Origin of the sequence: Corynebacterium sp. Marseille-P4321 (assembly GCF_903645305.1) — a bacterium.
Classification (GTDB): domain Bacteria; phylum Actinomycetota; class Actinomycetes; order Mycobacteriales; family Mycobacteriaceae; genus Corynebacterium.
The window spans coordinates 523651-535325 of the sequence record NZ_CAHJXO010000001.1 but is presented as its reverse complement, the minus strand read 5'-3'; the positions used below and the strand labels follow the sequence as shown (position 1 = coordinate 535325).

Sequence of the window (11675 nt, the reverse complement as noted above, 5' to 3'; positions counted from 1 at the left end):
TACCCAGTAGCCGGGCGGGGCTTGCACCCGCCTGCCTGCTTTGTCGGCTTGCCCTGCGTTAGCCGGCTAGGGCGACGGCGTGAACCTGGTCGAGGTTGGCGAGTAGGTCTTCAGCGTCGGCGACGATCAAGGCGTCGGCCTGGTCGAGAAGGTCATTCATCGTCGTTAACCTCGTCCCACGACGAGATGCCGAGCCGGGCGAGTGTGGCATCGTCTTCGGCTAGAAGCTCGTCGAGAAGCTTCGTCACCATTTCGGTGTCGCCGGCACGGTACGCGTCGACGAGTTCGTAATGCATCTCTAGCTCGCGCACGCGACGTTGCTGAGCTTCTTCTGTCTCCTTCTGGCGGCGAAGTCGCTCTTCTTCCTTGCGCTTCTCCTGCTCGGAGTGGGCAACTGCGGCGTCGACACATGCCGGGCAAAGCTGCGCGGATCGCGCTCCGTCGCTCATGTCGAGGTAATCGGCGACGTCGACGAATACAGTTCGACGGTTCTCTTGGAGGATGTCGCACTCGCCCCAGGTGTCCAGGCGTCCGTTCGTTCGGTTCGGTAGGTGGAGTTCGACCGGCTTTGCGGTATCGTTCTTGGCAGAGATGCCCTGTTCAAGCTTCTCCTGTGCCCTGGTGGTCGTTGGCGCGGCCGCCGGGGTTTTATCTTTCGGTGTAGTCATTGGGGTTCTCCTAAGCGACGTAGCCGTCTTCTAGGCCGTCGAAGTAGCGGTCGGCGTCGGCCGAGCGGGTTAAGAGTCGGAAGCCTTCGCCGGGGTGGTTGATGTGTTGCGCGGGCGAGACGAAGGCATGCTTGCCGTCGTTGGCGATGTGCGGCACGACGGTCGACACTGGCATGCCGTTCGAGTAGGCGGCCGGGTCTTCGTTCGCGTCGCGGTGGTGCATGTATTCGCGGCGAATCTGTGCGATCGCTTGCTCGATTACGGCACGAACTTCGTCGAGTTCGTCGGTTTCAGGGCACTCGGCGAGCACGTTGAGAGCAATGTCGAGCGGGTTGCCGTGATGGAGGAATCGCAGGGAATCAACCGGCGAGTAGTCAATACGTGGCGAGTGTGCGGTCTCGAAGGTGCCGGAAGGTTCCCGTTCGTGTGAGTAGGAATCTTCGGCACCTTCGAGGGAATCTTCCGGGGCAAGATCGGCCGAGCGTTGAGCTACGGCATCGAGGGCGTCGCTCCACGATTCGACCTTCACGGTCTCGATGCACTCTTCGTTGGCGTAGATCATGACGATGTAGCCGGCGTTGTCTTTGATCGCGTAGATCTCAAAGCGCTCCGAAAGCGTGGCGGCCATATCGCGAGCGGTGTCGTAATCGAGACCTTCAGCGAAGGTGCGGGGCTCGTCGAGCAAGACGGCGGCGGTAGCGCCGCGCTTCTCGACGGTGGGAATAAAAAGCATGGTGGTTCCTTCCAGTTAGGCGGTTGCGGGGAGCTCGTCCAGGCCGAGCGCGTCGAGAAGCGGCTTCGTCGGCACGACGTACCGGCCGTTGATCTTTAGAACGGGCGTCGGAAACTTGCCTGTGCGCGCGGCTTCGTAGGCGCTGCTGCGGCCGATACCGAGCAGACTCGCAGCTTCAGCGATGTTGAGTGTTGGGCGGGTTGCAGGCATGAAGCAAACCTTTCTATGTTCCTGCGACACATTATGTAACGGATTTGCGCTACAGGAACATACTAACCACATTTGTTTGGACAGCGCAATACGGCGCGGATATTGTGTCTCTATGGCAGAAAATAGAGATTGGGCCGAACGGCTAGCAGCGACAGTCGCCGGAGAGGTTTCCCGGCTTCGAAAAGCAAAGAATCCAAAGTGGTCTATCAAAAGGCTGGCCGACGAAACCGCAAAGCTTGGCTACCCCATCGGGCAATCGGTTCTCTCCAATCTGGAGTATGGCCGCCGGGGCGCAAGGTTGGACGTCGCGGAGCTGCTAGTACTGGCAGCCGCACTCGATGTACCTCCGGCTCGGCTTCTGTGGCCTAACTATCCGGACGGTCTCGTCGAGTACCTTCCGGACTGGCCGGCAACAGCGGAACAAGCTGCCCTCATCTTTACGGGTCGGCTTAAAGCAGACTTCTCCGACAATGCCGACGTGCCTATTGGAGGAAGGCCGGATGAGGTCGATGAGCTTACTGAGGAAAGGCTGCGGTTGAACGAATTTTTTCACGTTGGCAGCCTGGGCCAGGGTGATAATGCGGCGTTCCGGCAAGAGTTCGCGAGGATTATCACGCGACGCGAAGAGATCAACAAGCGGCTGAAAGAGTTGGGCTACACGACTTGGGAGAAACCTGATGCCGAGGGGTAGGCCGGCGCTCGAGCCCGGCACGCACGGCGAGATCAGCTACACCAACCTTGCCGGCGGCAAGGTGCAAGCGCACACGCGCGTTCGACTTCTCAACGGCGAGACGAAGCGCATACGGGTGCGCGGCAAGACGAAAGCGGAAGCCACCCGCAAAGTAAAAGCACAAGCGGCGTCAGCCGTCAGCCTTCGCGACAACGACGAGCTACGCACCAACAGCACCATCGCCGAGCTCGTCGACCACTGGCTCGACCACCACGACGGCGCCGCCGGCACCGTCGACGTCTACCGAAGCACCGCCCGCAACCACATCACACCGAACATCGGACAGCTACGACTCAACGAAGTGCGACCGTCAACGATGCAAACCTTCCTGCACCAACTCGACGAGACACCAGCGACAGCGAAGCGCGCCCGGTCGATACTCTCGTCGGCATTCGGTCTCGCAGTGCGGCAAGACCTCATCGCATCGAACCCGATTCGCGAGACCATCGCACCGAAGCAAAAGCGGGGCGAAGTACGCGCCTTCCAGGGCGACGAGCTCAAGACGTTCCTCGACATGGTTGACTTCTACGCCACCAGCGGCCGCAAAGGTCGCGGTGCCGCCTTCCCCCGCCTGGTGCGCTTCCTCGTCGGCACCGGCGTGCGCCTGTCCGAAGCACTGTCGATTCGCGCGGGCGACGTCGACCTCAACGCCGAGACGCCAACAGCGATCGTGCGGCCGACGAAGGACGGCGGCACTTCAACCCGCGTCGTTCAGCTACCGAAGATCGCGGCCGACGCCGCACGCGATCAACTCGAAGACACCGGCGGCACGTTCGATTGGCTCTTTCCCACTTCCACGGGCACGCACATCTCGAAGTCAACCGCCGAGCGGTGGATACGCGAAGCGCGGCACGAATGGGCGAAGGCCAACGAATCAAAAGGCCAGCCAGATGTGTCGTGGGTGACGTTCCACACGATGCGAAAGCACGTCGCGACGGTGCTGTCGGAGCGCGTCAGTGTCAACGCGGCGACTCAGCAACTTGGCCACGCCGACACAACAGTCACGCAGCACCACTACATATCGCGGCCGAAGGCCGGCCCGGCGGTCGCCCAGGTGCTTAACGATCACTTGTTCCCGTCCGAAAATGGCCAAAAAGTGGCCAAATAGTCGCCAATAACGAGCAACATAAGACGGAACGGTCAGCACGTCTGACGCTATACACTGGGAGTACTCGGCACTAGACCAAAACAGTCAGAAACGCAAACGCCAGGTTTGCCTATCAGTGGGTTCGGGGTTCGATTCCCTGATGGCGCACCAATTGTCCGACCCGGGGAGCATCACGCTCCCCGGGTCGGCCTTTTTCGTACCGTAGCAGAGACAAGCCTCACACCGAACACCCGTCCTCGTCGCTTGTCCGGAACTGAGAGTAAGCTGTCAAACATGAAGACCGCGTTACTTCTTGTGGACGTTCAGAACGACTTTTGCCCCGGCGGAAACTTGGCTACCGCGCGGGGCGACGAAGTCGCTTCGAAAATCGCTGAGCTTGTGTCCGATCCGGATACCCGTGCACGCGAGTACTCCCACATGCTGGCAACGCAAGACTGGCACATCGACCCGGGCGAGCACTTCTCCGACGAGCCGGACTTTGTGGATACTTGGCCCGTGCACTGCGTCGCCGACTCGTACGGGGCGCAGATCCGCGGCCCCGTGGACACGTCGAAGATCGACGTGTTTTTCAAGAAGGGCCACTACTCCGCCGCCTACTCCGGGTTCGAGGGCAAAAACGACGACGGTGTGCTGCTTGCGGATTGGCTGCGTGAAAACGAGGTTCGCACGCTGGACATCTGCGGCATCGCCACCGACCACTGCGTGCGTGCCACAGTGCTCGACGCACTAAAGGAAGGCTTCAAGGTGCGTGTGCTGCGCAGCATGTGTTCCCCGGTGGATGACAAGCGCGGCGCCCAAGCCCTCGAGGAAATGATGAATGCCGGCGCCGAGCTCGTCTAAAACAGAGCTCAAGCCGCCGGCGGAACCGAAGGGTTACAACCCGAAGGGTTATTCGGTCAGATCGGGCGTGTAACCCAGCATCTGCTCCATCTCCGCCATCTCGGCGGTCTGCACCTCGATCATCTGCTTGCCCATCTCGCGCAGCGGCTCGTACCCGCCCGCGGCGACTTCGCCCTGCGTCATGTCGATGACGTACTTGTGGTGGTGGTGCATCCACTCCAAGAACGTGGTGCGCAGCTCGTCGCCGCGGAGCTTCGCGAACTCCTCCAGGTCCGCGGGCATGAACATCCCGTTCGCGACGTGGTTGGAGTGCATCTCCATATCCTCTTCGATGCCCCACTCGTCGGCCCAGGCGCGCATCTGCTCGTTCTCCGCCTCCTGGCCGTCCTTGATGCGTTGGGCCAGGTCGCGCACCTCCGGATCCTCCACGTCGGAATCGAGCAGCACGTCAGACATGTAGATCGCCTGATCGTGGTGCGGAATCATCATCCCAAGGAAATGGACATCGGTGGCGTTGTACGCCTCGTCGCCTGGCGCCTCATCGCCGACGGACGAACCGCGCAGCATCGGCACGAGCGCGGCGACAAGCACCACGATCGCAGCGACGACGGCGAGTCCGATCCACAGCGGCTTTTTGCTGCGCATGGCCTCAAGCTCGGGGTCGCGGTCAGCGTTGGTCATTAAAACTCCTCCTCTAACGGTGCGACCGGAGCGACAGGTGCGACCGGTTCCGCAATTGTGATGATGTTGTCAGCGTACCCCAGCGCACCGCCGACGAACTGCCCTCCGCAGGTGATCAGGACGACGCGGTTGGGCCCGTTCATGTCGTTGACCTCCGGAGGGAAGTCCGAACCCTTCGGCAGGCGGTACGGCGCTTGCGTGACGCGGAAGGTACGCGGTTCACCGTTGATAAGTATGTCGAATTCCTGGTCCAGCTCCAGATTCGCAAACCGGGCCGCGTAGCCCGTGCCCTGACCCTGGTAGTTAATGTGGCCGGTGATCACGGAGGTCCCCACGGGTCCCTCCGCGCCCGGCACGGCGGAGGCCGAGTACCAGCCGAGCCGCTGCACATCCACAGGCGGAATAAGAGAGCCTGTGTCAGTGAGTTGCACTGGGTCCACGGCAGCGACATCGCCGCCAATGCTCATCGCCATACCCTCAAACCCGACGAACTGGCCGGGCGCAGGCTCGTAGGGCACTTCCTGCTCACCGGCGGGGTCGACGTAGCCACCGTCGGTTGGCACCGGCGACTCGGGTGCCGAGGGGTCCTGCGCAGCCGATTCGGCAGCAGTTTCCTGTGGGTTGGTCCCCGAAGCGTCGTCAAGCGGTTGCGAATTCTGGCGCGATGAGAAGATCGCGAACTGCAGCAACACAAGAGCAACCGCCGCCACTGCGAGGATGATCCACAGCGGACGGCGGTTGCGCTCTTGCGCGCGTTCCTCCCCCGCTCTTTCCGGTGGCTCTTGTGGCTCAGGGGTGTCGAAGGAGATGCGCGTAGACATACAGTTGAGTTTAGCGTCGCGCGAGCAGGCGCTGAAGCTCCTTGAGTTCATTCTTGCGCTTGCGGCCGTTGTACGCCTTAATGGCTACCAGCAGCGCGACGCCGGCGGCAATGCCACCGAGCACCTTCTGCACAGTCTCGTCCTGAGCCCAGGCCTTCGCCTGGCCCTTCGCGCTGTCGGCGAGGTTAGACGGGTTGGTGCGGTCCGCGAGCTCGTCCAGTGTGGAGGCGAGCTGGCCGCGGGTGCGCTCGATGTCGCGCTCAATGTCGTGGATGTCACGTGCCATAATGTGATGCTCCTCAGGGGTTCGCTAGTTTCGGTTCAACTTTTACCAGCCTAGTGTAAAACGGAGTGTCATGACTGACACCACACAGCTTGCAGCAGGCGATTCGGCACCTGCATTCACGCTCACGAACGACCGTAACGAGGAAGTCTCACTTTCAGATTTCGCTGGCTCCCGAGTCATCGTTTACTTCTACCCGAAGGCGAACACCCCGGGTTGCACCACTGAGGCATGCGACTTTACCGAGAGCTTCGAGCTTTTCGACGATGCCCGCGTCCGCGTCATCGGCATCAGCCCCGACAAGCCCGAAGCCCTGGCCAAGTTCCGCGCCGACCACGACCTGAAGGTTGAGCTCCTCTCGGACCCGTCGAAGGAAACGCTGTCTGCCTACGGCGCGTTCGGCGAGAAGAAGAATTACGGCAAGGTGGTCCAGGGCGTGATCCGCTCCACGTTCCTGGTTTCAGTGGACGAGGACGGCACCGGCACGATTGAAAAAGCACAGTACAACGTCAAGGCCACCGGACATGTGGGCCGCATCCTGCGCGACTGGGAGATTTAGCGCATCAATTTAAACAAAAACCCACCTCCCGTGCCTTACGGCCGGAAGGTGGGTTTTTGGCGTTAGCGCAGCCGCGTACCGCCTAGATGAAGGCAGGCATCTGCGCGTCGCGGGCGGTACCGCCGGACGGCACCTGCTGAATCACCGAGCGCGGGCTATCCGGCGCGACCGGGTTGCCCTGCGGCTTCGGAGCCGTCGACGTTGCTGGCGCCGGAGCTGGCTTCGAAGGCACCGGCGTCGGTGCCGGCTTCGGAGTCGGCTGTGAGGAGCCGCCACCGCCGCCGATGAGCGCCGGGATCAGGCCGAGGCCCGGGATGAGCAACAACCACCAGAGGTTCGACTCGGAGCTCTGGTTGTCTCCCGGCGTCGGCTGAGTGCCCGGAGTGGTCGTGGTGGTGGTCGGCGGCGTCTGGCCACCGTCCGTCACCACCGTCTGGTAGCTGTCGTTGATGTCCTTGTGCTCAGCGATCTTGTTGCCGCCCTCGTTCGGGGTTTCGTTGCCAAAGCGATCCACCTCAGTGGAGGTGATCGTCTCGAAGGCGACGGCGGCGGCCACCTTTTCACCGTCGTTCAAACCGGTTACCGGGATTTCCACCGTAACCATCCCTGCCGGCTGCGTAGGAATGAAGGTTGCGGTGCCGGTACCCAGCTTGCGACCCGCCTTGTACGGAGCATCGGCGCCGAGACGCTCCATCAGGTCCGCAGTCGCCGTGTACTCCTTACCCGGGACGAGACCCCAGTACTTCACCACGTCGCGGATCACTGCACTGTTGGTCACCTCCGCGCCCTTCGAGAAGTCAGCGTTAGTGGATACACCAGGCGTCTTCACCGAAGGGATACCTTCATCCAAGTCCGGTGTGATCACCGTTTGTGAGGCGTCCTCGATGTTGCGGTGGTCCGCAATGGTGACGGGCACGCGGTTGCCCGGCTCCTGCGGGGTGCCCTTGGCATCGACCTCGGTAGAGGTCAGCGTTTCAAACGCGACTGCAGCATAGACCGGGTTCTTCACCCAGTCCGCCACCGTGATCTCCACGTCAACCGAACCGAAGCCTGCAGCGTCCGCCTTAAACTGCGTGCGCCCCTGGCCGATCACGGCCTGACTGTCCTTTGCCACCAAGTCAGCGGTGAGCGTGTAGGTCTTCCCCGGCACCAGGCCGGAGTACTTCACGGTATCGATGACCTTTTCGCCTGCCACCGTCTGAGCGGAGCCCTCCGCGAAGTTTGCGGTGGTACTGATGTACGGCTCGAACACCTGCGGGGTCCCCGGCACCAGCGGGCTGCGCACCGTCTGATTCAGGTCGTTGATGTTCTTGTGCTCAGTAATCAGGTTGTCGTCCGAGACATCGCCCGGGGTGTCCCCACCAGCGAAGTTCTCCTTACCATTGCGGTCGACCTCGGTGGAGGTCAGCGTCTCAAACGCCACTGCCGCGCGAACCGGCTCTGTGATGCCGTCGATGACCGGGATGTCCACCGTCACCGTGCCCACGCCCGTCTCGGACGCGGTGAACGTGGCGGTGCCGGTGCCGATGACAGCCTCGCCGTAAGCGTTATTGTCAGCCAGGCCGTTGTATACGTCCTTGCTCACAAGCTCAGCGGTCAGCGTGTAGGTCTTGCCCGGAACCAGGCCCTGGTACTTCACCGTATCCACGATGGTGGTACCAGACTTGACTTCCGTTGCACCGCCCGCGAAGTCCGCGTTGGTGCCGATCTGCGGCGTCGGGAACCAGACCAGGCCCGGCACGTCCGGAGTGGTCGTGGTCGGGTTTGGCGGGACAACCGGAACACTCGGCTTCGGCTGAGTGGGCTCAGTCGGCTGCGTCGGCTCAGTCGGCACCGTCGGTTCGGTCGTCGGGGCCACCGGAGTGGTGGTCACCGGGGTCGTGGTCACACAGTGCTCAGGCAGCGTCGTCACCGAAACAGTGGACTCCTCAACCGTCGTACCCGGCACCGTGGTGCCCGGGTTCGTCGTGCCCGGAACCGTGGTACCCGGCGTCTCCGGGCTGCCCGGGTTCGTCGTGCCCGGAACCGTGGTACCCGGCGTCTCCGGGCTGCCCGGGTTCGTCGTGCCCGGAACGGTGGTGCCCGGAACCGTGGACTCCGCAACCGTCGTACCCGGCACCGTGCTCACCGTGGTCACCGGCACGCAGTTATCCGGCGTGGTGGACGGAGCCACCGGCACAGTCGGCGAAGTGGTCGGGGTCTTCTCAACCACGAACGTCTGCGCCTTATCCTTCGGGTCCTTGTGCTCAACAACCTTGCGGTTGTCCTTCGACGGATCCTTCGGCGTGCCGTCAGGGTTCGTCGTCGGCTGGTCGTTCTCGTCGAGCGGGATCGCCCGCTCGTACACCACGTACGTCTCACCAGCGGTCAGCTCGGTCAGCGTACCGAAGTCGACGGTCGCCGTACCCGCGCCGTTCTCCGCAGCCACAACGTCGGTGGACTTCACCTCGGTCACCGAGGTGACCTTGGTAACCTCGCCCGCCTCGTCAAACTCAACGTGCTGCAGCTGGCCCTCGAAACGGTACTTGGCACCCGCAACCAGGCCGGAGTAGGTGATCTCGTCCGTCACCTTCAGGCCGTTGATCACGTCCTGCTCGGTCACGGTCACCGGCTTGCCATCGACGATGGTCTTGCCGTTCACCGTCACCTTGGTGTCGATCTTGCCCTCAGGGTTCGACGGCACCAGCGGCACCACCGGGGTGCTGCTCGGAGCAGTCTCACTTGTCGACGGCTCCGTCACCCGCGTCGTAGTAACCGGCGTCGTGGACGGCTCGGTCACCCCACCCGGAACCGTATTGGTCGGGTCGGTGGTCTCCGGCGTCGTTTCCTCCGAGTTAGTTACTTCGGTGGTTGTCTCCGGCGTCGTGCTTTCGTCCAGCTGGCTGCGAACCGTCTGGGCCTCGTCGCTAATGTCTTCGTGCGTCGCGATCAAGTTATCGTCGGACGAATACTTTGGTGTGTCCGCGCCCTTCGAGCTGTCCTCGCCCTGCGCGTTTACCTCGGTGGAGGTCAGGCGTTCGAACGCAACCGCGGCCTCCACCGGCTCCGTCACTTTCGCGTCTACGGCGATCTCCGCCTTGACAGAGCCGTTCACCAGCTGACCCTCGGTGCCCTCTGCCTTGAAGGTCACCGCACCAGTGCCCAAGACGCGGCTCGCATCTTGCTTATCTACAAGCTTTGCGTTCAGCGTGTAGTTCTTACCTGCAACCAGGCCGTAGTATGACACCGTATCCACCACAGTGGTGCCAGCCTTCACCTGAGACGCGGCATCTTTGAATTCCGCACGCGTACGGATCTCCGGGTTCGGAGTGAAGCCACGCGTGACCGTGGTGGTCTCGTTCGGGAGGGTGATGGTGACAACCGGGGTCGTGGTCAGCGTGGAGGTACCAACCGTCGTTGTCTCAGTTACCTTCCCCTCGGTAACCGTCACAGTCGTACCCGGCGCAGTGGTCGTAGTCGACGGGCCGTCTTCAACCACAGTCGTACCCGGCGCAGTGGTCGTAGTCGACGGGCCGTCTTCAACCACAGTCGTACCCGGCGCAGTGGTCGTAGTCGACGGACCGTCTTCAACCACAGTCGTACCCGGCGCAGTGGTCGTAGTCGACGGACCGTCTTCAACCACAGTCGTACCCGGCGCAGTGGTCGTAGTCGACGGACCATCTTCAACCACAGTCGTACCCGGCGCAGTGGTCGTAGTCGACGGACCATCTTCAACCACAGTCGTACCAGGCGCAGTGGTCGTAGTCGACGGACCATTCTCAACCACAGTCGTACCCGGTACCGTCGTGGTAGACGTCGCAGCCGTCACCGTTGTCGTGGGAGTCACCGTAATGGTTTCGACCGGCACACTTATCGTCGTGGTCAATGGCGGGACCACTTCAGTCGTGCTAGCCCCTCCCGCACCCGTCGTCGGTGGAGTTGTGGTTTGCGAGCTAGGCGGTTCAGGATCACAAGAGAAAGATCCACCGATCTGAATTGTTTGCGCACAGTCAGAAAGGTCGTGGTGAGTTCCAACGGTTTCGCCGTTACGCATGACCTCTACAACGGAAACGTATTGTTTCCCGTCTATTGCCAGCACTCTAGGAAGGTCGTAGGTCAACGACACCTGAAAACCGCCGAGATCGTTTGCGTCGACTGTATAGTTCCGTTTTGCGGTGATGTCGGTCGCCTGGCCCGTTTCTTTGTCGTACAGGGTTCCAATGAATTTGTGTTTGCCGAGTTGAATGTCACCCGAAACGTTTACAGCATCTTTTAAATCGGCGTTCTTGTTCGCTCGCGCTACCTTCTCCGACTTGGAAGTAGCGAGCATCGTGTCGATTTCAACCTTTCTGGCCGGCGGATCGACGATAATTGCATCCTGGCCTTCGGTCTGGTTGTGCCAAATATTGCCCGTTTCTCCGTTCAAGTCAGATGGCAACACAAGGTTGTCGCTGCGAAGAAATTCATAGACCTGTTTGATCTGACGCTCGGTAGCGTTACGGTCATCCCACGTAAACTCCACGCCATCGGTGTAATACTGCACCGCCCCGAGTGTCGCCGCAATCAAAACCCTCGGAGATAAGACCTCATCGACCCCAGCAACACGAGACGCTTCTTGCTGCGACAGGTACGGATAGCTGTTCGCTAAGACTGCGAGAATCCTAGAGTGGTTGTCCAGATTAGCGCTACCGTTGTACTCGGTCGGAGCTTTAATGTCCCCGGGCTCACTTTGAGGGTCACCTTTGAAGTGCTCGATGCAGTAGGCGAAGTATGTATACGACGAGTCCTCGTCCGCGCCGGTCAACTGAAGGAGGTGGAAAGGGATTCGCTTAGGGGTTTCCCCCAAATCAACGTAGTTGGTCTTTTCCAACACTTTGCTCTCTGAAATGTCGTACCCACCGGCAATCGGTGAACCGTACAGCTTCCCTACTTTAATCAATTGTGCATTCGCAGGAGCTGGTGCGACAACCATCGAGACGATCATCGACAGCGCCGTGATTAGAGCAACCAACACCCCCAATCTTGGCTTGTGCTTGACGTTACTGAACACTGCTACCCCTTCC

General features: G+C 61.3%; 11 protein-coding genes and 1 pseudogene. 4 read left to right on the top strand and 8 right to left on the bottom strand.

Translation table 11 applies throughout. From position 1 onward, the window contains the following. Positions 1-152 precede the first annotated feature (152 nt). The 3 genes from HWX32_RS02270 to HWX32_RS02260 are packed head-to-tail and all read right to left on the bottom strand — an operon-like array spanning position 153 to position 1611. Entirely contained in the window at positions 153-668 is a 516-nt protein-coding gene (locus HWX32_RS02270) for a hypothetical protein (protein ID WP_175934566.1), read from the bottom strand. Between the two features lie 10 nt (positions 669-678). Then, complete coding sequence (locus HWX32_RS02265) at positions 679-1401, bottom strand: hypothetical protein (RefSeq protein WP_175934565.1); 723 nt, start codon at positions 1399-1401, stop codon at positions 679-681. A gap of 15 nt (positions 1402-1416) precedes the next feature. Then, positions 1417-1611: an AlpA family transcriptional regulator gene (locus HWX32_RS02260; RefSeq protein WP_175934564.1), complete on the bottom strand. Its 195-nt coding sequence runs from the start codon at positions 1609-1611 to the stop codon at positions 1417-1419. 112 nt (positions 1612-1723) lie between these two features. Between HWX32_RS02260 and HWX32_RS02255 the strand changes: the two genes are divergently transcribed. From HWX32_RS02255 to HWX32_RS02245, 3 genes are all read left to right on the top strand, one after another. Continuing rightward, the gene (locus HWX32_RS02255; protein WP_175934563.1) at positions 1724-2302 is read left to right on the top strand and encodes a hypothetical protein; all 579 of its coding nucleotides are present in this window, start codon (positions 1724-1726) and stop codon (positions 2300-2302) included. Continuing rightward, positions 2289-3449, top strand: coding sequence for a site-specific integrase (locus tag HWX32_RS02250; protein ID WP_175934562.1), 1161 nt, complete (start codon positions 2289-2291; stop codon positions 3447-3449). Before HWX32_RS02255 ends, HWX32_RS02250 begins: the two co-directional genes overlap by 14 nt. 273 nt (positions 3450-3722) lie before the next feature. Then, positions 3723-4289 carry an isochorismatase family protein gene (locus HWX32_RS02245; RefSeq protein WP_175934561.1) on the top strand — a complete coding sequence of 189 codons (567 nt, stop codon included), beginning with the start codon at positions 3723-3725 and terminating at the stop codon, positions 4287-4289. A gap of 48 nt (positions 4290-4337) precedes the next feature. Here the strand turns inward: HWX32_RS02245 and HWX32_RS02240 are convergent, their stop codons facing one another. The 3 genes from HWX32_RS02240 to HWX32_RS02230 are packed head-to-tail and all read right to left on the bottom strand — an operon-like array spanning position 4338 to position 6077. Beyond that, entirely contained in the window at positions 4338-4970 is a 633-nt protein-coding gene (locus HWX32_RS02240; protein ID WP_254868227.1) for a DUF305 domain-containing protein, read from the bottom strand. Beyond that, positions 4970-5791, bottom strand: a complete 822-nt coding sequence (locus tag HWX32_RS02235) for a class F sortase (protein WP_254868226.1) — start codon at positions 5789-5791, stop codon at positions 4970-4972. The genes HWX32_RS02240 and HWX32_RS02235 overlap by 1 nt, the downstream gene beginning before the upstream one ends. Before the next feature lie 10 nt (positions 5792-5801). After that, on the bottom strand, positions 5802-6077 hold the full coding sequence (locus HWX32_RS02230) for a DUF3618 domain-containing protein (protein WP_175934560.1): 276 nt from the start codon (positions 6075-6077) through the stop codon (positions 5802-5804). 70 nt (positions 6078-6147) lie between these two features. On the opposite strand from HWX32_RS02230, the gene bcp reads away from it, so the two are divergent. Further along, the gene (gene bcp / locus HWX32_RS02225; protein WP_175934559.1) at positions 6148-6633 is read left to right on the top strand and encodes a thioredoxin-dependent thiol peroxidase; all 486 of its coding nucleotides are present in this window, start codon (positions 6148-6150) and stop codon (positions 6631-6633) included. Positions 6634-6715: 82 nt separating this feature from the next. Here the strand turns inward: bcp and HWX32_RS11290 are convergent, their stop codons facing one another. Further along, positions 6716-10459, bottom strand: coding sequence for a VaFE repeat-containing surface-anchored protein (locus HWX32_RS11290; protein WP_303049131.1), 3744 nt, complete (start codon positions 10457-10459; stop codon positions 6716-6718). A gap of 156 nt (positions 10460-10615) precedes the next feature. Continuing rightward, positions 10616-11584, bottom strand: a pseudogene (locus HWX32_RS11375) (thioester domain-containing protein); the annotation flags it as partial. Positions 11585-11675 lie beyond the last annotated feature (91 nt).